14 protein-coding genes are annotated in these 21115 nt (G+C 50.3%); 8 read left to right on the top strand and 6 right to left on the bottom strand.

What is annotated here, in order from left to right; all coding sequences use genetic code 11:
- The first annotated feature begins 83 nt into the window (after positions 1-83).
- Genes ACGHZ6_RS03315 through ACGHZ6_RS03300 form a run of 4 tightly spaced genes read left to right on the top strand, consistent with a single transcriptional unit; the run spans position 84 to position 4791 of the window.
- The gene (locus tag ACGHZ6_RS03315; protein WP_390617371.1) at positions 84-1463 is read left to right on the top strand and encodes a glutamine synthetase family protein; all 1380 of its coding nucleotides are present in this window, start codon (positions 84-86) and stop codon (positions 1461-1463) included.
- Between the two features lie 41 nt (positions 1464-1504).
- Positions 1505-2896, top strand: a complete 1392-nt coding sequence (locus ACGHZ6_RS03310) for an aldehyde dehydrogenase family protein (protein ID WP_390617370.1) — start codon at positions 1505-1507, stop codon at positions 2894-2896.
- A gap of 8 nt (positions 2897-2904) precedes the next feature.
- Positions 2905-4068, top strand: a complete 1164-nt coding sequence (locus ACGHZ6_RS03305) for an iron-containing alcohol dehydrogenase (protein WP_390617368.1) — start codon at positions 2905-2907, stop codon at positions 4066-4068.
- 15 nt (positions 4069-4083) lie between these two features.
- Positions 4084-4791, top strand: a complete 708-nt coding sequence (locus tag ACGHZ6_RS03300) for a glutamine amidotransferase-related protein (protein WP_390617367.1) — start codon at positions 4084-4086, stop codon at positions 4789-4791.
- Between the two features lie 483 nt (positions 4792-5274).
- On the opposite strand, the gene ACGHZ6_RS03295 is transcribed toward ACGHZ6_RS03300, so the two are convergent.
- The 5 genes from ACGHZ6_RS03295 to ACGHZ6_RS03275 form a co-directional block, all read right to left on the bottom strand.
- A complete protein-coding gene (locus ACGHZ6_RS03295; RefSeq protein ID WP_390617366.1) occupies positions 5275-7818 on the bottom strand; it encodes a TonB-dependent receptor in 2544 nt (847 codons plus the stop codon).
- Between the two features lie 309 nt (positions 7819-8127).
- The gene (gene gcvP / locus ACGHZ6_RS03290; RefSeq protein ID WP_390619144.1) at positions 8128-10989 is read right to left on the bottom strand and encodes an aminomethyl-transferring glycine dehydrogenase; all 2862 of its coding nucleotides are present in this window, start codon (positions 10987-10989) and stop codon (positions 8128-8130) included.
- A 50-nt stretch (positions 10990-11039) separates the two neighbouring features.
- On the bottom strand, positions 11040-11411 hold the full coding sequence (gene gcvH / locus ACGHZ6_RS03285) for a glycine cleavage system protein GcvH (RefSeq protein WP_390617364.1): 372 nt from the start codon (positions 11409-11411) through the stop codon (positions 11040-11042).
- Between the two features lie 122 nt (positions 11412-11533).
- On the bottom strand, positions 11534-12655 hold the full coding sequence (gene gcvT, locus ACGHZ6_RS03280) for a glycine cleavage system aminomethyltransferase GcvT (RefSeq protein ID WP_390617363.1): 1122 nt from the start codon (positions 12653-12655) through the stop codon (positions 11534-11536).
- A gap of 36 nt (positions 12656-12691) precedes the next feature.
- Entirely contained in the window at positions 12692-14086 is a 1395-nt protein-coding gene (locus ACGHZ6_RS03275; RefSeq protein WP_390617362.1) for an L-serine ammonia-lyase, read from the bottom strand.
- Positions 14087-14247: 161 nt separating this feature from the next.
- Here ACGHZ6_RS03275 and ACGHZ6_RS03270 point away from each other — a divergent pair, with 161 nt between their 5' ends.
- Both ACGHZ6_RS03270 and ACGHZ6_RS03265 read left to right on the top strand, forming a co-directional pair.
- On the top strand, positions 14248-15084 hold the full coding sequence (locus ACGHZ6_RS03270) for a LysR substrate-binding domain-containing protein (protein WP_390617361.1): 837 nt from the start codon (positions 14248-14250) through the stop codon (positions 15082-15084).
- A 154-nt stretch (positions 15085-15238) separates the two neighbouring features.
- Positions 15239-16720, top strand: coding sequence for an alanine/glycine:cation symporter family protein (locus ACGHZ6_RS03265; RefSeq protein WP_390617360.1), 1482 nt, complete (start codon positions 15239-15241; stop codon positions 16718-16720).
- 42 nt (positions 16721-16762) lie between these two features.
- On the opposite strand, the gene ACGHZ6_RS03260 is transcribed toward ACGHZ6_RS03265, so the two are convergent.
- On the bottom strand, positions 16763-17431 hold the full coding sequence (locus ACGHZ6_RS03260) for a Crp/Fnr family transcriptional regulator (RefSeq protein WP_390617359.1): 669 nt from the start codon (positions 17429-17431) through the stop codon (positions 16763-16765).
- A gap of 110 nt (positions 17432-17541) precedes the next feature.
- On the opposite strand from ACGHZ6_RS03260, the gene ACGHZ6_RS03255 reads away from it, so the two are divergent.
- Together ACGHZ6_RS03255 and ACGHZ6_RS03250 are read left to right on the top strand one after the other, a co-directional pair.
- Entirely contained in the window at positions 17542-18711 is a 1170-nt protein-coding gene (locus tag ACGHZ6_RS03255) for a hydroxymethylglutaryl-CoA reductase (RefSeq protein WP_390617358.1), read from the top strand.
- 440 nt (positions 18712-19151) lie between these two features.
- Positions 19152-21023 (top strand): DUF3604 domain-containing protein, encoded by a 1872-nt coding sequence (locus ACGHZ6_RS03250; RefSeq protein WP_390617357.1) that lies wholly within the window; start codon positions 19152-19154, stop codon positions 21021-21023.
- Positions 21024-21115 lie beyond the last annotated feature (92 nt).

Genomic DNA, 21115 nt, shown 5'->3' with positions numbered 1-21115 from the left:
CATGTTGATCAAAGCGACAATACCCGTACGCCATACCCTATCTATACTTAAAACAACCCCATCGAAAATAAGAGGCTACCCGAATGCTAACCCCCAGAGACGTGAAAACCGTTGCTGACGCTAAAAAGATTGTCGAAGAACGCCAGCTTACCCATGTAAAAGTGGGTTTGTTTGATAACGATGGGGTTATGCGTGGCAAGTATATGAGCAAAGAGAAGTTCTTCTCTTCGCTCGACGGGGGCTTCGCTTTTTGCGATGTGGTGCTGGGCTGGGACTCCCAAGACCAACTCTATGAGAATACCGATGTCACCTTTACCGGCTGGCACACCGGCTACCCGGATGCTCCGGTACGCGTCCTGCCAGAGAGCTGCCGCGATATACCCTTTGAACCCGACATGCTGTTATTCCTCTGTGAATTTGACGGCAAAGCCGCCGAGATTTGCCCACGCAATACCCTCGCCCGTGTGCTGAAAAAATGCGACGACCTGGGCTTTGATGCCTATGCAGCTTTTGAGTACGAGTTCTTTATGTTTAACGAAACTCCGCACTCGGCACGGGAAAAGAACTATCGCAACCTGGAGCCCCTGTCGCCAGGTTTCTTCGGCTACTCCATGATTCGCAATTCTGTGCATGCCGACATCTACCAAGAGCTGTTGGAGCTGGGCGAAAAAATGGATTTCCCGATTGAGGGTATTCATACCGAAACTGGCCCCGGCGTACTCGAAGCCGCACTTGCCGTAGATAGCGCCCAAGCCGCCGCCGACAAAGCTGCGCTGTTTAAAACCTTTACCAAGGTGTGGGCTCAGCGCCGCGAGATGATGGCCACCTTTATGGCCAAGTGGTCCAACGACTACCCGGGTCAGTCCGGGCATATCCATATGTCCCTGCGCCATAAAGACGGTTCCGGTTCAGCCTTCTATGATGCTGATCAGCCCATGCATATGAGCAAACTGCAACGCCATTTTATCGCCGGCCAACAAAAACTGATGCCAGAACTGCTGGCGATGATGGCACAGACCGTTAATGCTTATTCCCGTTTAATCCCCGGATTTTGGGCACCGACCGATGCCACCTGGGGTTGTGAAAACCGCACCACCGCGTTGCGCGTTATCCCAGGTTCAGATAAATCCCAACGGGTGGAATTCCGTTTAGGCTCGGCCGATGCCAATCCCTATATCGCGTTAGCGGCATCACTGGGTGCCGGGCTCTATGGTATCGAGCATCAACTGGAACCCGACGATATGGTAACGGGTAATGCTTACGACCAGGACCATCCTCCACAACTGGCACTGCCCCGTTCGATTACCGAAGCCGCCGCTGCCCTTCGCAACTCGGAAGCCGCCAGTGAGTTATTCGGTAGTGAGTTTGTGCAGCACTACGCGGCTAGCCGCGAATGGGAAGCTCGCGAGCACAACAAACATATTACCGACTGGGAACTGCAACGTTACTTCGAAATTATTTAATCACTTTATAGCAAAGACAAAAACGTATTATTGATACCATTATGAGTTCACTACAAAAAACCCTATCACCAATCGATGGCTCCGTTTACGTTGAACGCCACCACGCAACACAGAGTGAAATCGAAGCCGCACAAAACTTGGCCAAACAAGCACAAACGCAATGGCGAAATACGAGTTTGGCCGAACGCCAAGCTATTTGTCGCAAGGCCGTTAACGCGTTTACAAGTAAACGTGACGACATTGCCAAAGAACTGAGCTGGCAAATGGGCCGTCCGATTCGTTATGCCGCCGGCGAAGTTAACGGTTTTGAAGAACGCGCAAGTCATATGATCGATATTGCCGAAGAAGCCCTAGCTACACTGCAGCTGCAAGAGAAAACAGGCTTTAACCGTTATATCAAAAAAGTCCCCGTGGGCGTGGTGTTTGTCGTTGCCCCATGGAACTACCCTTATCTCACAGCTATTAACGCGATTATGCCAGCCATACTGGCGGGTAATAGCGTGATTTTGAAACACTCCGCGCAAACCCCGTTATGCGCCGAACGTATTGCCGAAGCCTTTAACGCAGCGGGCTTGCCCGAAGGCGTATTCCAGTATTTGCATATGACCCACGACGATACAGAGGCCTTGATCCAATCACCTGGTATCAACTATGTCGCCTTTACTGGCTCCGTACCCGGTGGCGCTATGGTGGAACGCGCCGCGGCGGGCCGCTTTATTGGTGTTGGTCTGGAACTAGGCGGTAAAGACCCCGCCTATGTGCGCGAAGATGCCGACCTTAACCACGCTGTAGAAACTACCATTGATGGTGCATTTTTTAATTCCGGCCAGTCCTGCTGTGGTATCGAACGTATCTATGTCCATGAAGCCGTCTATGAACAGTTCGTTGAACAGGCCGTAGCCCTGGTCAAGCAGTATAAACTGGGCCGCTCCGATGATGACGAAACAACCTTGGGCCCGGTCGTACGCGCATCGGCTGCCGAGTTTGTACGCGGTCAAGTTGAAGACGCCATAACACAAGGCGCTACAGCACATATCGATGCGGCAGATTTCCCCATGGATAAAGTCGGCAGCGCTTATCTGGCACCACAAGTGCTTACCAATGTAAATCACAACATGCGTGTCATGACCGAAGAATCATTTGGCCCGGTTGTGGGAATACAGAAGGTTAGCTCCGATGCTGAAGCGATTGAGCTGATGAATGATAGCGAGTTTGGCTTAACCGCATCGATTTTCACACAGGATATCGATACGGGTGTCACTTTAGGTGAACAAGTAAATACCGGTACTTTTTTTGTGAATCGCTGCGATTATCTCGATCCCGCCCTGGCCTGGACCGGCGTTAAGAATTCCGGCCGCGGCTGTACTTTATCCAAGCTGGGCTTTGATGCGTTTGTTCGCCCTAAATCTTTCCATATTAAGACTGAGCTGTAGACTAAGACATGAGTGATTTACACGCTAACTGGAATTATCCCAACAGTATTCACACCGGTGCAGGCCGCATTCAGGAACTGCCTGAACTTTGCCAACAACTAGGCATGCAGGCGCCGCTGTTAATTACCGATCCGGGATTGGCTACACTGCCTATGGTTGAAGATGCCGTATCTCTGTGTACCGGTAAGGGCTTAAACTGTCAATTATTCTCAAACATACAAGGTAATCCTACCGGTGGCAATGTAGAAGACGGTGTGCAAGCTTACCGAGCCGGAAACCACGATGGTGTAATTGCCTTCGGTGGTGGTTCTGCGCTGGATGCCGGTAAAGCCGTTGCCCTGATGGTAGGCCAAGATCGTCCTATTTGGGATTTTGAAGATGTCGGCGATAACTGGACCCGCGTCAATGCCGATGGCATTGTACCAATTATTGCCATTCCGACTACCGCCGGAACCGGTTCAGAAGTCGGTCGCGCCTCAGTTATTACCGATGCCGACAATCATATTAAAAAAATCATCTTCCATCCGAAAATGTTACCGTCTGTTGTGATTTTGGATCCAGAATTAACCGCAGGTCTGCCAGACCATATCACCGCGGCTACCGGTATGGATGCCCTCTCACACAATCTGGAAGCGCTGTGCTCGCCGTTTTACCACCCAATGGCGGAAGGTATCGCGATTGAAGGTATTCGCTTGGTAAAAGATTTCCTGCCGCAGGCGGTAGCCGATGGACATAATATCGAAGCACGTACACAGATGCTGGTAGCCTCCACTATGGGAGCTACAGCGTTTCAAAAAGGCCTGGGCGGCATGCACGCCTTGGCTCACCCGCTAGGTGCTGTGTATAACGCCCACCACGGTTTGTTAAATGCGATTTTGATGCCTTATGTTCTTAAAGCTAACCGCAGTGCGATTGAAGAGCGCATTGAACGTTTAAGCCGCTATCTTAATCTTGACAATCCCGGTTTCGATACATTTCTGCAATGGGTACTGGAACTCCGTCAGCAACTTAAAATTCCTCACACTTTGCAGGACATCAATATCACTGCCGACGAAGCTGAACGTATAGGCGCGATGGCCGCCGAAGATCCCTCAGCCGGAGGTAACCCGATCGCCTTTGATGCGCAAACCTACGCCACGATTTTCCGCAACGCCGTAAACGGTGAGCTCTAAGACACAGGAAGCACAATGAGAATAGGCCTTTTGCAGTGCGATGAAGTCCTCGAAGACTTACAGCCGGAGTTTGGTACTTATCCGAAAATGTTTACTGACTTGTTTGAGCGCGTCTCACAAGACATTGAATGGATTGTCTATAACGCCGTAGACGGTGAATTACCAGATGACATAGATGCCTGTGATGGTTATATCACCACAGGCAGTCGTTATGGTGTCAATGACGGTGATGACTGGATTGACCGGCTACAAGATTTTCTCTCATCCCTGGTATCGGCGAATAAGAAGTATGTTGGCATTTGTTTTGGTCACCAATTACTGGCGAAAGCGCTGGGAGGAACCGTTGAGCGCTCTCCCAAAGGCTGGGGTGTAGGTGTGTCCTTCAATCAGGTGAATCATCAAAAAGACTGGATGATGCCGTTTCAGGATTCTATGGACCTGGTTGTTAGTCATCAGGATCAGGTTATCAATTTACCGGAACATGCTGAGGTTTTGGCCAGCAGTAATTTTTGTCCATTCTATATCGTTCAATATTCTCCTAACCTAATGAGTGTTCAGGGCCACCCTGAGTTCAGTAAGGAGTATTCCAGTGAGTTAATGAATCGACGTCGTGATCGGATTCCTCCGGCGCGCGGGCGTGAAGGGCAGGCCTCTTTGAGTGCTCAGGTTGATGATATATTAATGGCTACCTGGATAGTAAATTTCTTTAATTCCTCTCTGTAAAGTTAGTGCTATTGATCCGGTTTACCCAAGGGCGGATAGCACCTATTCCCGGCTGCAAGACGTGTACCGGGGCGATCGCACTGCGGAACTCGCAAACGACGCTCAGACAGTCCTCGTAAACGCTCCTCGCCCCGGCACACGTCTTAAACGCAGCCTGACTGGTCATAGGCACCATCCCCCCTTGGGTAAACCTACCTGCTGATAAATAAATTCTATTTAGTCGTTGCACATAGAGAGGAGGCAGTCGGGTGGAGCTGATCGTAGCAATCAGCCCATTGCTTAAGCGGTCGGAAAAAGTCAGGGTAGTCGCGAAGGTTGTCTGAGCGTTTTATGCGAGTTTACGTAGCGCTGGCTTTTTCCGGCCGCTTATGGGCGCGAAGATCAGCTTCACCCGACTGCCTCCGGATTTATTTATCCATACTAGGCCAGAAACAAAAAATGCCAGCACAAGGCTGGCATTTTTAATCAGGGTTTTCGTTTGATTTAGAACATTTTATTCAATGTAATCCCATAAGTACGTGGTTCACCAGCTGCTGTCAGAAGACGACCATCCTGCAACGGCGCATCAAAGGTACTACCTTTGTAATCTTCATCTAGAACGTTACGTCCCCACAAAGTAATCATCAGATCACTGTCCACAAAATCAACACCGGCACGTAAATTCAGCAGACCGTAGTCTTTCTGTTCTTTCAGTGGATCAGTGTCGTTACCCTGAACTAAACCGGACAGGAAGGTATATTCACCGTACACATAGGCATCGATACCATCTGCCAAGCTGAAGCTCTGTTTAACTCCCAGATTAACCGCATGCTCAGGCGTCAGCGGTAATTTATCACCTGAGCGATCACAAGATTCACCATCAGCATTGGTATCTGGATCAGCGACACCGGTGTGTACTGGGGTTGCTGTCCAACAGTTACCATTATCGAACTCTGAATACTCAGCATGGGTATAAGCGTAATTAAAGCTAACTTCGGTATTTTGAGCAGGAACCCAGAACAACTCCAACTCACCACCATAACTTTCCAGCTCACCCGCATTCTGTAACAGGAATCCGGTACCGGTAAAGGTATTTGCCTGGAAGTCTTCTACGGTGGTGTAGTGTAATGCTGCATTAATACGTAATGCTTGTTCAGGGAATTCTGTCTTTAAACCAACCTCTAAAGATTCAGAGGTTTCTGCATCGAAGACCGGATTAAATCCTGCAGCAATTCTATCGGTATTGGTACCACCTGATTTATAGCCGGTACCGTAAGATACATAAACCATGGTTTCTTCAGTGGCCAACCAACTCAGTTTGATGGTACCGGTAACCTGGCTATCACTTAGTGAAGCATTGATATTATCTCTGGGCGTCATGCCTGAGAATAAGTAGCCACCCCAGCCTGACTGCGAAAACGGCGCAAAGGCACTGAAGTCTGTCATGCCGTTAGTCAGGGCCAAAAGAGCTGTATTATCACCACCGAAAGCATCGCCCAGTGCACCAAAAGCTGCGGCGTATGCGGCCTCAGATGTAGGATCGGTAGGCGTCCAATCTTCATTAAAGATTGTGGTCATATCTTTTTCTTCGTCGGTATAACGAAGACCGGCTGTCAGTATCAACTCCTCTGTCAGGTTGTAATCAAACTGACCGAAGATAGCCCAGCTTTCATGCTCCTGCTTAGCGGTATGACCAGCGACCATACTGGAGAGAAATACATCATCCGTTGCAGCAGGAACAGCGCCAGCACCGCCTGGGCCTACAATACCATTGTATAGATTCTGAAAATCAGTGAAGGTGGATGAACCACTGCCAAGACCAAGCTTAACCACTTCGTTCAGGTCCGCACCTGCTGTCAACGAAGCATCAAGATCCAAATCCTGCTGGAAGTAGTAAGCGCCGACAACTGCATTCATCTTGTCGCCAGTGTAAGTGATGCGGAACTCTTGCGAGAATGTCGTCGACTCTGCTTCATCAACAGAGGTCAGCATATCAAGATCAGTAAAATCCGAATCGGACAGAGAGTCAGAATCAAACTTTCGATAAGCGGTGATAGAAGTCAGGGTATAATCGTCGGAGACATCCCAGTTAACCTCAGCAGACAAACCACGGTCGCGAGACTTTGATTCGGGCACAAAATTCAATGCGGTTTCAAAGTCACCAGTGGTATCCCCCGGAAAAACCGTTCCACCCAAGCCAGCAACAATAGCATCAGAGCCAGGACCACCGGCAGTAGTCAGAGTATCGATTGTCGAAGATACACCACAGCAGTTCTCATCAATCACCGCGTAATCGGCAATCAAGCGCACGGAGAGATCATCAGTTGGGGTATAGAGTGCTTGCAGGCGTACACCTTCACGGTCACGATTATTCAGCTCTTCGCTGCCAAAACCTTTTACATCGTAGAGGCCATCACGCTCACTTCTAAACACAGTACCGCGAACAGCCAGTACATCTTCAATCACTGACAGATTACCCGCAGCGGAAGCATTGATCTGACCGTAGTTGCCCGCAGTAACCGATGCATAACCATTAGCCTCATGACTGGGAGCAACCGTGCGGAACTGGATAGCACCAGCCGGGGTGTTTTTACCAAACAGGGTGCCCTGCGGACCACGCAGAATTTCTACCGCTTCGACATCGATCATTTCACCAATCATGGCACTTTGACGCGCACGGTATACGCCATCGACATACATGCCTACGGCAGATTCCAAACCAAAGTTTTGGCCTGAGGTGCCAATACCACGCACCCGGAATCCGGATGAGCTGTTGTTTTGCTCTTGGACGGTCTGCAGGCCTGGAGCGCTGTTTTTCAGGTCGAAAATATCTTTTACAACTGCCTCTTGCAGCTGCTCACCGCTGAAGGCAGACACCGCAATGGGTACATCCTGCAAGTTCTGCTCACGCTTCTGGGCAGTTACAACAATCTCTTCTAACAAAAAGGCATCATCATTACCTTGTGCGCTAACACCATGGCTCGCCAAGGCAATTGAGGCTGCCAATAGGGATACAGGGGCAGCAAATCGTTTCTTGTGTGAATTCACGGGCTCTTCTCCACGTAATCGTTATTAATATATGTGTCCTGAGGCTATACCCCTGCTCTAAAGGGCTCCCTAGTAAAAGAGATGATGACTCAGGCTATAGCTATCCTAGGGAAATCGTGGATTTGGGACTTGGTAAGCGGAGACAGAAAAAAGACAATTTGTGTCAGAATAATTGGCACAGATGGCCAATCAGCGGGCAAAAAAAAAGGGGCCAAAAGGCCCCCAGGACAACGATTCCTAAAAAACAATGAGAGTAAGCAGCTTTGACACTGCTTGTCATTGCGAGAGATAAGAAGGTAGATATTCGTTTTAGTCTTCGGCGTACTCACTGAGAGGTAAGCAAGAGCACATCAGGTTTTTATCGCCATAGACATTATCCAGGCGCCCTACGGGTGACCAGTACTTAGCATCACGCAGATAAGCTAACGGATAGGCTGCCAGAGAACGCGGGTAAGATTGTGTCCACTCATCTGCCGTTACCACTTCAGCAGTGTGTGGGGCGTTAACCAGTGGATTGCTATCGGCCGGGAATTCACCTGCCTCCACCTGACGAATTTCTTCGCGAATGGCCAGCATGGCATCACAGAAACGATCCATTTCAACCAGTGGTTCACTTTCGGTTGGTTCAACCATCAGTGTGCCCGCCACCGGGAATGACATGGTCGGTGCATGGAAGCCGTAATCGATTAAACGCTTGGCGACATCATCAACAGTAACGCCGGAGCTTTCCTTGATAGGACGCAGATCCAGAATACATTCGTGGGCTACTCGACCATTGGCACCGGTGTAGAGTACCGGATAGGCATCGCCTAAACGTTTGGCAATATAATTGGCATTCAGCATGGCTACTTCGGTGGCGTTGCGTAAACCTTCAGCGCCCATCATGCGAATATACATCCAGGTGATTGGCAGGATGCTGGCACTGCCCCAAGGCGCAGCTGATACCACAGAGGTTTTGTTTTCCAGCTCACCGTGTCCTGGCAGGAAAGGCGCCAGGTGCTCACCCACGGCAGTTGGACCAACACCGGGACCACCACCACCGTGCGGAATACAAAAAGTTTTGTGTAAGTTCAGATGCGATACATCGCCACCGAATTTACCTGGCTGACATAAACCCACCATCGCATTGAGGTTAGCGCCATCGACATAGACTTGACCGCCGTGACCGTGAATAATCTCGGCCAGCTCGCCAATACCTTCTTCGAATACACCGTGAGTGGATGGGTAGGTCACCATAATGGCGGAAAGATTATCGCTATGCAGTTCAGCTTTTTCGCGCAGATCATTGAGATCCACATTACCATTTTCATCACAACCAACCACAACCACTTTCATGCCGCACATTTGTGCAGATGCTGGGTTGGTGCCGTGAGCTGAACTTGGGATCAAACAAATATTACGATGTTCTTCACCACGGCTCTTGTGGTATGCACGAATGGCTAACAAACCTGCATACTCACCTTGAGAACCCGCGTTGGGCTGCAGTGAAACGGCATCGTAACCGGTGACCGCACACAACATGCTTTCCAGCTGTTCGATCATTTCACGGTAACCGCGGGTTTGCTCCTGCGGCGCGAAAGGATGAATACTGTTAAATTCTGGCCAGGTGACCGGCAGCATTTCTGCCGTGGCATTGAGTTTCATTGTGCAGGAGCCTAGCGGAATCATCGAGCGATCCAGGGCAATATCTTTATCGCTTAGCTTGCGGATATAGCGCAACATATCCGTCTCTGAATGATAACGATTAAAGACCGGATGGGTTAAGGCCTCGCTCTCACGAATCAATGCCGATGGAATGGCGGAGATCGCCAGCTCAGTATCAGTCTCTGGCGTTGTGCCCAGGAAGATCACCCACAGCAGCTTAATATCTTCTACGCTGGTGGTTTCATCCAGAGAAACACCTACATGGGCATCATCAATAACACGCAGGTTAATACCCGCCGCTTGAGCTGCACTGTGAATGGCGGAAGTTTTATCACCGGTCTTAACAGTCAGCGTATCGAACCAACTACTATTAACCAGTTCCGCTCCGCCTTCTTGTAAACCAGTAGCCAACAAGGTGGTTAATCGATGGGCACGCTCGGCAATACGGCGCAAACCATCAGGGCCATGGTAAACGGCGTACATACTGGCGATCACTGCCAGCAGTACTTGCGCGGTACAAATATTCGAGGTCGCTTTTTCACGACGGATATGTTGCTCACGGGTTTGCAGTGCCAAACGCAGTGCAGCCTTGCCTTGAGCATCGATAGAAGAACCAACCAAACGGCCCGGCAGAGAACGCTTGTACTTTTCACTGGTTGCCATATACGCAGCGTGAGGGCCACCAAAACCAAACGGCACGCCAAAACGTTGGGTATTACCGATAGCCACATCAGCGCCCAAATCACCCGGTGACTTCAGCAGCATCAAGCTGAGAATATCGGCGGCCATAATCACTAACGCTTTTTTATTGTGCGCAGTATCAATGACTTCACGGAAGTCACGCACTTCACCACTGGCACCCGGGTATTGCAGCAATACACCAAATACATCCTGTTCAGCCAAATCCGTTTGCGGATTACCGATTACCACGTCGATATCCAGCGGCTCGGCGCGGGTTTGAATAATATCGATGGTTTGCGGCAGACAATCCTGATCGACAAAGAAGGTCATGGATTTGGACTTCGACATACGCTGACACAGGGTCATGGCTTCTGCTGCTGCAGTACCTTCATCCAGCATGGAAGCGTTGGCGATATCCATACCGGTTAAATCGCTGACCATGGTTTGGAAGTTTAATAATGCTTCCAAACGGCCTTGAGATATCTCTGGCTGATAAGGCGTATAGGCTGTATACCAAGCCGGGTTTTCCAGGATATTGCGCTGAATAACAAACGGCGTTTTAGTGTTGTAATAACCTTGGCCAATAAAACTTTTCAAGACCTGGTTTTTGTTCGCCAATTGACGTAATTCTTCCAGCGCCTGGGTTTCAGTCATCGACTGACCGAGTTCCAGCGCACTTTGCATACGAATGCTGTCTGGTACGACAGAATCAATAAATGCATTCAGAGAATCTGAACCCAGTGCTTTCAGCATATGCTGCTGATCCGCCGCATCGGGACCAATATGGCGAGCAATAAACTCAGCGTTATTTTGCAATTCGGTTTGCGTCAAGGTTTTATCCAGCATGGCGCGTCTCAATTAATAATATTCTTTTCAGGATGTGTCGAAATTTTTGCTTATTCAGCAATCAGAGCCTGGTAGGCTTCTTCTGACATAAGTTCTGCCAGACTTTCGCCGTCGGCCAAGGTCGCCTTGAAAATCCAGCCTTCACCCATGGCATCGTTATTGATCAATTCAGGATCGTCGGACAGGGCATCGTTAACGGCCGTAACGGTGCAGGTTACCGGCAGGGAGATATCACCGGCGGCTTTTACGGATTCGATTACTACCGCTTCGTCACCGCTGGCGTATTCGGTATCCACTTCTGGTAGCTCAACAAAGACTACATCGCCTAATTGTTGTTGGGCGTGGTCGGTGATGCCTACGGTGATTTCGTTGCCTTCTTGTTTGATCCACTCGTGGTGTTCGGTGTATTTAATCTCGGACATGTTATTCCCCAATATCTAATTTAATATTTTATACAGATTTCTTTATTAGTCTGTGCCATTCCGAAACGGTATATATCTATCCACAATGGATTCCCGCTTTCGCGGGAATGGCAGTAGGTTAATTAACCTCGGTAGTAACGCTGTGGTACGAACGGTGTTTTTGCGACGGTTAGCTTGCGTGGTTTGCCTCGTACAATGGCCTGCACTTCGGTGCCGACTTTCGCGTGCTCGATATCAACATAACCCATGGCTACGGGTGCGCCCAAGGTTGGGCCAAAACCACCGCTGGTTACTTGACCAATCTTCTTACCATCGGCATCAACAATTTCTGCGCCTTCGCGTACCGGCGCTTTACCCTCTACCGCAAAACCCACGCGCTTTTTGCTTACGCCATTGGCAATATCTGCAAAGATACGTTCTTCGCCGATAAATCCACCGGCATTGCTGCCATCGGCGCGACGTGTTTTGGTGATTGACCAAATCAGCGAAGCTTCAATCGGCGAGGTTTCTTCGTTCATATCATGGCCGTAAAGACACAGGCCGGCCTCCAAGCGCAGGGAGTCACGGGCGCCCAGACCAATCAGCTTTACCAGCTCGTTGCTCAGCAACGCATTAACCAGACTTTCTACATGTTGAGCAGGTACAGAAATTTCGAAACCGTCTTCACCGGTATAACCGGAACGGGTAACAAAACATTCAACACCATTGATCAGGGTGTGAGTGCCGTTCATAAAGGTCAGTTTGCAGGCGTCGCTGGAGAAATCCGCCATCACGTCCTTTGCCATGGGGCCCTGCAGGGCGACAAGGGCTTGGTTATCTAAAATTTCCTGCTCGCAGTTTGGTAGGTGCTTTGCAAGGTGAGCGAAATCGTTTTCTTTACAGGCCGCATTAACCACCAGGAAGAAGGTATCGGCGTCCCAACGAGTAACAATCAGATCATCCATAATGCCGCCGTCGGCATTGGTCAGCACTCCGTAAACCTGTTGATTATCTTTTAAGGCCTGCAGCTCGACAGGAATAAGAGCCTCCAATTGCTGAGCGACATTACTACCGCGCACAATCACTTGGCCCATATGAGATACATCAAACAAACCGGCCTTTTCACGGGTATGCAGATGCTCTTTAACGATGCCATCACTGTACTGCACCGGCATTTCATAACCGGTAAAGGGCACCATGCGGGCACCTTGCTGTACATGCAGATCATAAAGCGGAGTCTTATTCAAAGGCGCATCGTTAGTCATAAGGCTTATCTCAGAGATTTAACTTTCAAAATGGGTTTAACATTCAATAATATTGACCGGCACTTCAACGACATTCACTGCCAGGCCGCCGCGTGCCGTTTCTTTGTATTTATCCTGCATATCACGACCGGTATCGCGCATGGTTTTAATCACTTTATCGAGTGAGACAAAGTGCGAGCCGTCACCACGCAACGCCATACGTGCTGCAGTAATGGCTTTAATTGCTGCCATAGCATTACGTTCAATACAGGGCACCTGCACCAAGCCACCCACGGGGTCACAGGTCAATCCCAGGTTGTGTTCCATGGCAATTTCTGCGGCGTTTTCAACTTGTGCGGGCGTACCACCCAGCACTTCGGTTAACGCACCAGCCGCCATAGAACAAGCCGAACCCACCTCACCCTGGCAGCCGACTTCTGCGCCGCTAATAGACGCATTCTTTTTGTAGATGGTGCCGATTGCTGCCGCCGTTAATAAAAAGCGGATAATGCCATTTTCATTGGCGCCGCTGATAAAGCGAATGTAGTAATGCAATACCGCTGGGATAATCCCAGCTGCACCGTTGGTGGGTGCAGTGACGACTCGACCACCGGCAGCGTTTTCTTCATTCACTGCCAAGGCATACAAGGTTACCCAGTCCATTGCGGTTAATGGGTCGGCAAGACTCGCCTCAGGGTGTTGCATTAACTGGCGATATAACGCCGCCGCCCGGCGCTTTACTTTTAATCCTCCACCGAGCACACCCTCATTTTTAATACCCTGCTCAACACACTCATGCATCACGTGCCAAATATGTAACAGGCCTGCGCGTGTTTGCTCGCGACTGCGCCAAGCGGTTTCATTGGCCAGCATCACATCTGAAATCGGCAAGTGATGCCGGGCGCAAATTTTCAGTAGTTCATTGGCCGAATCAAATGGATAGGTTAGCTCGCGGGCATCCTCGACTACTTTGTCTTCGCCCATGGCGTCTTCTTCGACAACAAAACCACCGCCAACAGAATAAAAAATCCGGCTGCTGATAATTTTTTCACCGTCACCATAAGCAGTAAATTTCATGCCGTTTGCATGCAGGGGTAAGCTTTCTCGTCGATGCAACAACAAGTCGCCATCAAGATCGAAGTGAATATCCCGCTGACCATTTAATCGTAAGCGTTGGTTTTCACGCAGCGACGCCAAGCGCGGTGCCACCACAGCAATGTCTACGGTTTCCGGATCCTCACCTTCGAGCCCTATCACCACCGCTTTGGGCGTGCCATGACCATTACCCGTAGCCCCTAGTGAGCCGTACATTTCGGCACACACGCGCTGAACTTTCGGTAAATTTCCCCCCAAGGACTCTGCAAACTGCTTGGCCGCCCGCATGGGACCCACGGTGTGCGAACTGGAAGGGCCTATGCCAATACTGAATAAATCAAAAACACTGATTGCCATAGTTCTCTACCTCTTTCCACAATCCCAAAACAGGCTAACTCCCTCAGTGGGACTGACGTTATGTAGACAATGATAGTGCGCCAGCTGGGATTTTATAAATTAATAGTTATAATCAGCGCATAAGTATTTCAAATGCCAGGTCTGTTATGCGCAATCTCCCTATGGACACACTAAGAGCCTTCGTCACCGTAGTAGAGGTGGGCGGCTTTACCCAGGCAGGCGAAATCCTCGGCCGCTCCCAGCCAGCAATTAGCTTACAAATCAAGAAGTTAGAAGACCTGGTCGAGCAGAAGTTACTGCTGCGGGTGGGCGCCAATATCGAACTCACCGATGCCGGAAAGAGCCTGCTCAACTACGCCAAGCGTATACTCGCCATTAATGATGAAGCTATTGCCAGCTTTAATGCCAACGAGATGTCCGGCAGTATTCGCCTGGGCCTGCCCAGTGAATTTGCCCTGACACTGCTGCCAAAAATCCTTAGCCGCTTTTGTCAGACCTACCCCAATGTCACCCTGGAAGTGACCAGTGACTTAAGCCGTAACCTCACCAGCGACTTCCACAAACAACGCTTCGATCTGGTACTGGCACTGCACTCCGATCCAGACAAAAGTACACAGGATTTAATTACCACCGATGAACTGGTGTGGGTCGGCAACCCGGACTTACCTGCGGCGACCAATAAAGCACTACCCCTGATTGCCGCACCCGACGGCTGTATTTATCGCAACCGTGTTATCGAACGCCTGAATCAAAAGGCCATTCCCTGGCAGATCGTTTTTACCATTCCCGACCTGACCGGTATCCGTACCGCTATCGAGGAAGGCCTTGGCATTACTGCTCTGGCCAAGAGTACGGTGCCGCAAGAATTAAGCATTCTGAAAACGTCTGATCAACTGCCGCAACTGGGAAAAATCGGCATCAGTTTACTCAGTAACGACTCCAGTGAAGCCAGCCTGCGTTTGAGTGAATACCTGCAAGCAGGACTAAGCCACGTGTAACGCAATTAGCAACACAAATCCCCGCATTTAAATAACTCATAAGCTGACGTTGCGGTCAGCCCCCTTCCCCAAGGTAATTTCTATATACTCTGACGCAAAAAATTATTGCCACTAATTAAAACTAAAAGGCTTAAAACAATAGGTAACGGGGACTATGCAAGACGCAGTAAATTTTCTTAGTGGGCTTATTTGGAGCCCAGCACTGGTTTTTTTGTGCTTGGGGGCGGGGTTATTCTTTTCCATCGTCACACGTTTTGCACAGGTTCGACACTTCAAAGAAATGTGGCGCCTGCTGTTATCCAATGAAGAATCCAAACAGGGCATTTCCTCATTCCAGGCGTTAACCGTTTCCCTCTCCGGTCGAGTAGGTACTGGCAACATTGCCGGTGTGGCAGCGGCTATTGGCTTTGGTGGCCCCGGTGCTATTTTCTGGATGTGGCTAGTGGCCTTTCTTGGTGCAGCAACGTCCTATATCGAATGTACCCTGGGCCAAATTTATAAAGAAGAACAGGACGGTCAGTACCGCGGTGGGCCCGCTTACTACATCGAAAAAGCCACCGGCCATAAATGGTATGCCGCCATCTTCGCTATTGCGACCGTAATCTCCTGCGGCATGCTCTTACCGGGCGTGCAATCCAACAGCATGGGTAACGCTGTAGAAATCGCCTTTGGCAGTGGCGAGATGATCTCTACCGGTTTTGGCGACTTAAGCTTTGCCAAAATAATTACCGGTAGCATTGTTGTATTACTGCTGGGTTTTATTATTTTCGGCGGCGTAAAACGTATCGCCCATGTTACCCAGGTAGTCGTTCCGTTTATGGCACTGGGCTACATCATTACCGCCTGCATCGTGATTGGCCTGCATATTCAGGAACTGCCGGGGATTTTCCAACTGATTTTGGCCGATGCCTTTAGCCCTATGGCCGGCATTGGTGCAGTAATTGGCTGGGGTGTAAAACGCGGTGTGTATTCCAATGAAGCCGGCCAGGGTATGGGGCCACACTCTGCAGCGGCAGCTGAAGTTGATCACCCAGCACAGCAAGGTTTGGTACAGGCGTTCTCCGTATACGTTGATACCCTGTTTGTGTGCACCGCCACGGCGCTGATGATTTTAATCACCGGCTCTTACAATGTGCACGGTGCTGATGATCAATTACTCGTTAACAACCTAAATGCCACACTTGCCGCCAATAGCCCAGCCTATACCCAGGCTGCGATGGAATCGATTTTCCCGAGTGTCGGCAATTTGGTCGTAGCCGTTGCGCTTTTCTTCTTTTCTTTCACGACGATTTTGGCTTACTACTATATCGCCGAAACCAATATGGCCTACCTGCAGCGCTACCTGAAAATACCTAGCCTGCTGTTTTTACTGAAACTTGTTTTGATGGCAGCAACTTTTTACGGTGCAATTCGAACAGCAAACCTGGCGTGGGGACTTGGCGATATTGGTGTAGGGTTAATGGCCTGGCTGAATATTATTGCCATTATCTTTATCTTCTTAAGTGCTAAACCCGCAGTTAAAGCACTAAAAGATTATGAAGCTCAACAGAAAGAGGGAGTAGACAAGTTTTCATTCTCTCCCCAAAAACTAGGAATAAGCAATGCCAAGTTCTGGGAAAAGAAAGAGAAAGAATAACTGAAAGTGATATTAAGTTTGAGCGGGCATGGATTCCATGCCCTACTCTTCGATCAATTCCTGTAGCTTTTGCGGCTGAGCAATTTGCACATCACCATACTCAATCGTGACCCAGCCATTTTTCTCCCACTCTTTTAACACCCGAAAAATACTTTGCCGGGTTACCCCCAGACAAGCCGCCAAATCTTCCTGTGACAACTTGATACCGTACTGCTGCCTGGCCCGGTGCATACGCAACATATTGCTTGCCAGTCGCACACTAACTGGCAGGAAAGCCGACTCTTCCATAACCTGCCCCGCCAAACGCAAGCGCCTACAGAACACGGGCATAAAGTAGCGGTACAACTCCGGCTGTCTATCGAGGAGGCCGACAAAATCGGCCCGCCGTAACACCATAACTTTAGTATTACCAATCACCATGGCCGACTGACCACGTGGCGCGCCATCAATAGCGGAGGTTTCGCCAAACCATTGGCCCGGCGTCACCAGCCCAAAGAAAAAGAACTTGCCGTTGGGGTCCTCACCAATCAGCTTAATGGCACCTTCAAGAACCCCAAACATCGCCGCAGATTCATCACCCTGTTGGTAGATCATTTCGCCGTCACGAAATGTCTGAGTACGGCTCATATCCGCCAGTTGCTGCTTAATATTATCGGGAAAATCACGAAACAAGCCGCTTTCATCAAGCTGCTCTCGAATGGTTTGGGCCATATATCACTCACCACAGGGCACACCGGGATAAGCCGCAATGTAACATTTTTAACGGTAGCGGCTCAGGGAATCCCTATCATAACGATAAAACCCAGTAAGAGTGAATCATTATGAGTACCCGCATACCCCGCAGTAAAGACAACGACTACACCAAGGAAATGGCCGACGAACGTCGCGCCTTTGCCACCGAGAAAACCGGTGCCAGCCTTGAGCACGTTGGCAACTACTCCTTTGACCCTGCCATCACCGCGGGCAATATCGAGAACTTTATGGGTGTGGCCCAGGTACCCATCGGCCTGGCGGGCCCTCTACTGGTCAACGGTGAGCACGCCCAGGGGGAGTTCTATATCCCAATGGCCACCGCAGAAGGCACCCTGGTTGCCAGTTATAACCGCGGTATGCGCCTGCTGCGTGAAGCAGGTGGTGTAAAGGTGTCTGTGGTAGACGACGCCATGCAGCGTGCCCCGGTATTCTTGTTCGACGATGCCCGTGAAGCCCGTGCTTTCGGCGAGTGGGTAACCGAGAACTTTGATGCCATCAAAGACGCCGCTGAGTCGACCACCAAATCCGGCAAGCTGCGCAATATCGAGCAGTATGCCGCCGCCCGTATGCAATACCTGCGCTTCAACTTCACCACCGGTGATGCGGCCGGCCAAAATATGGTGGGTAAAGCCACCTTCTTCGCCTGTGAGTGGATTAAAGCCAACTACCCAGAGAAGATTAACCGCTACATCTTGTCTGGCGCGATGGATACCGATAAGAAGCACTCCCAGCTGAATACTCTACACAGCCGTGGTAAGCGTGTTATTGCCGAAGCCACCATTCCCGGCCACCTGATCAGATCCATTATGGGTACCACTGCTGAGTCGCTGTTTAAGATGCGTGCGATCAGCCAGGTGGGTAACTTTATGGCGGGCTCTGTAAATACCGGCGCCCACTCTGCTAACGGTATTACTGCCATGTTTATCGCCACCGGTCAGGATGTGGCCAACGTGGCAGAGTCCTCTGCAGCGATTACCTTTGCCGACCTCGATGACGATGATAACTACTATATCGCCATCACCATCCCGTCCCTGATCATCGCCTCGTTTGGCGGTGGTACCGGTCTGGCGACGCAAAATGAATGCCTGAAAATGCTGGGCTGTGATGGCTCCGGTAAAGCCCACAAACTGGCTGAAATTATCGGCGGTGTTGTACTGGCCGGCGAGCTGTCCCTGAGCAGTGCCGTACTGGCGGGTGACTGGGTAAGCAGTCACGATGCCCTGGGCCGTAACCGCTAATACCTAAAGGCGAAAGTCTCTGTCGTAGAGTGATTTGGGCGGTGAGTGATCACCGCCTTTTTTGTGTCTAACTCTCCGGTATTTGGGCATAAACCCGGAGCCAGCCGGGGGAAGCTGTTCTCCGCGCCCATAAGCGGCAGGAAAAAGTCAGCGCTACGCCCATCCTTTTACAAGACGCAAAAAACGCTCAGACAACCTCCGCGACTACCCTGACTTTTTCCTGCCGCTTAAGCAATGGGCTGATTGCTCCAAACAGCTTCCCCCGACTGGCTCCTACCTCTGTGCAATCCCCTTAACGCAACGCTATCGATACGAGCAAAACACTTCTTTACAGTCCATGACGTCTATCAACCAACCGATGTCGTCGAATGACCAGAGTGGCCAGCTTACAAACCCGATAATGCTATGCTTAAACAAATTCTAATAAGATGAGAGTAACCATGGGCATATACAAACATCTAGTGCCAGGCCTGCTGGCCGCCGCCATCAGCAGCCAGGTGAGTGCAGAAGAACCGACAAAACTGTTATTTGGCGATACCCACCTGCACACCTCCTACTCGTTTGATGCCTACCTCAATAAAAACCAAACTGCTGATCCCGATACCGCCTATCGCTGGGCCAAGGGCATGCCAGTAATCCACCCCTACAACCGCGCTAAAGTACAGATTCAAACACCGCTGGATTTTCTGGTGGTGGCGGATCACGCCGAGCTGATGGGGGTAATCCGTGCGGTCAATAATGGCACTGCTGAACTGGAAGATATGGGCCTGTGGGGCAACTTCAAACGCTGGCTTACCACCTATGTGATCAATGATGCGATTGAAAACGAAAGCGGCGCTAAAGTCTTCAATGAGATCCTGCCCAGGAAGCCCCAGCAGGCAACACAAGATCCGGTGCTGAACCCGGATAATGAATTACCCATCCCAGCATTCGGCGACACCACTAAAACCGAAACCACCGCCTGGAAAGAAATTGTTGATGCCGCCGAACGCCACAATGATCCCGGCACCTTTACTACCTTCCACGGCTGGGAGTGGAGCTCGATTCCGGTAGGTGCCAACTTGCACCGTATTGTCTTTACCCCGGATTCGGCCGAACAATCGAAACAGTTTTTACCCTATGGCTCTGATCAAAGCCAATACCCGGAAGACCTGTGGACCTGGCTGGAAGAAACCCAAGTCCGTACTGGCTCGCGCTTTGTGGCCATTCCCCATAACAGCAATATTTCCAAAGGCTTTATGTATGCGGAAACCACGCTAAAGGGTGCAGAGATAACCCCGGAGTACGCCAAGCGTCGTCTGAAGTGGGAACCGGTTTCTGAAGTAACGCAAATTAAAGGCGATTCTGAAACCCACCCGAATCTGTCACCGGATGATGAGTTTGCCGATTTTGAAACCTACAGCTACTACATCCAGCAAGCTTCTGAAGATTATCGTGTAGCGCCTGCTGATTATATGCGTTCCGGTTTAAAAACCGGTCTGGCCATTGAAGAAAAAATTGGCACCAACCCATACCAGTTTGGCGTTATTGGTTCGACAGATTCTCACTCTGGGCTCGCCAGTGCTGAAGAAGATAACTTCTGGGGCAAGTTTGCCCGTGACTCCACCCCGGAAACCAAAGTCTCCAAGGACAAATTGGGCGGCAGTAAAAATACCGGTTGGAGTATGGCCTCATCCGGTTTGGCAGCGGTATGGGCCAAAGAGAATACCCGCGATGCTATCTTTGATGCTTTCCAGCGCAAGGAAGTCTATGCGACTACCGGCACACGCTTAAGTGTACGTGTATTCGGTGGCTGGGATATGGATGAAAGCTCTTTGAGTGCAGATGACTTTGCCGAGCAAGGCTACCAGCAAGGTGTTCCCATGGGCGGAACCCTGAGTGCCAATCAGGAAGGTAAAGCACCGCAATTCTTAATCCGTGCGGTGAAAGACCCCAATGATGCCAACCTCGATCGTGTACAGGTAATCAAAGGCTGGATTGATGGCAATGGTGAGCAACGTGAAAAGATCTTCAACGTTGCCTGGTCCGGTGACCGTCAGCTGGATAGTAATGGCAAACTCGATGCAGTTGGCAATACCGTGAACCTGGAAACCGCGCAATACGATAACTCCATCGGTGCTCCAGAGCTGACCACCCGCTGGCAAGATCCGGATTTCGATCCGGCCCAGCGCGCTTTCTACTATGTACGCGTGCTGCAGATCCCAACACCGCGCCACGGTCTGTATGACGCCGTTGCCCTACAACAACCACAGGAAGGGCCAGCCACCATTCAGGAACGCGCCTATACCTCCCCTATCTGGTATAAGCCCTAAGCTTCCCCTTCTCCACACTCTCAGCAAACCTGGGCTGCACTTAGCCCAGGTGATCTGGGGCCTGCCCACACTACTTCAAAGCGCCATTTCTG

It is taken from the genome of Maricurvus nonylphenolicus (assembly GCF_042854845.1).
In the GTDB taxonomy this organism is placed as follows: domain Bacteria; phylum Pseudomonadota; class Gammaproteobacteria; order Pseudomonadales; family Cellvibrionaceae; genus Maricurvus; species Maricurvus nonylphenolicus.
Note: the sequence above shows the minus strand (reverse complement) of the source record. Positions and strands in the feature narration are given on the sequence as shown.

Bases quoted from the DNA above. Each gene is read 5' to 3' on its own strand.
- ACGHZ6_RS03315 (WP_390617371.1), top strand. From the start codon at position 84: ATGCTAACCCCCAGAGACGTGAAAACCGTTGCTGACGCTAAAAAGATT.
- ACGHZ6_RS03310 (WP_390617370.1), top strand. From the start codon at position 1,505: ATGAGTTCACTACAAAAAACCCTATCACCAATCGATGGCTCCGTTTAC.
- ACGHZ6_RS03305 (WP_390617368.1), top strand. From the start codon at position 2,905: ATGAGTGATTTACACGCTAACTGGAATTATCCCAACAGTATTCACACC.
- ACGHZ6_RS03300 (WP_390617367.1), top strand. From the start codon at position 4,084: ATGAGAATAGGCCTTTTGCAGTGCGATGAAGTCCTCGAAGACTTACAG.
- gcvP (WP_390619144.1), bottom strand. From the start codon at position 10,989: ATGCTGGATAAAACCTTGACGCAAACCGAATTGCAAAATAACGCTGAG.
- gcvH (WP_390617364.1), bottom strand. From the start codon at position 11,411: ATGTCCGAGATTAAATACACCGAACACCACGAGTGGATCAAACAAGAA.
- gcvT (WP_390617363.1), bottom strand. From the start codon at position 12,655: ATGACTAACGATGCGCCTTTGAATAAGACTCCGCTTTATGATCTGCAT.
- ACGHZ6_RS03275 (WP_390617362.1), bottom strand. From the start codon at position 14,086: ATGGCAATCAGTGTTTTTGATTTATTCAGTATTGGCATAGGCCCTTCC.
- ACGHZ6_RS03270 (WP_390617361.1), top strand. From the start codon at position 14,248: ATGGACACACTAAGAGCCTTCGTCACCGTAGTAGAGGTGGGCGGCTTT.
- ACGHZ6_RS03265 (WP_390617360.1), top strand. From the start codon at position 15,239: ATGCAAGACGCAGTAAATTTTCTTAGTGGGCTTATTTGGAGCCCAGCA.
- ACGHZ6_RS03260 (WP_390617359.1), bottom strand. From the start codon at position 17,431: ATGGCCCAAACCATTCGAGAGCAGCTTGATGAAAGCGGCTTGTTTCGT.
- ACGHZ6_RS03255 (WP_390617358.1), top strand. From the start codon at position 17,542: ATGAGTACCCGCATACCCCGCAGTAAAGACAACGACTACACCAAGGAA.
- ACGHZ6_RS03250 (WP_390617357.1), top strand. From the start codon at position 19,152: ATGGGCATATACAAACATCTAGTGCCAGGCCTGCTGGCCGCCGCCATC.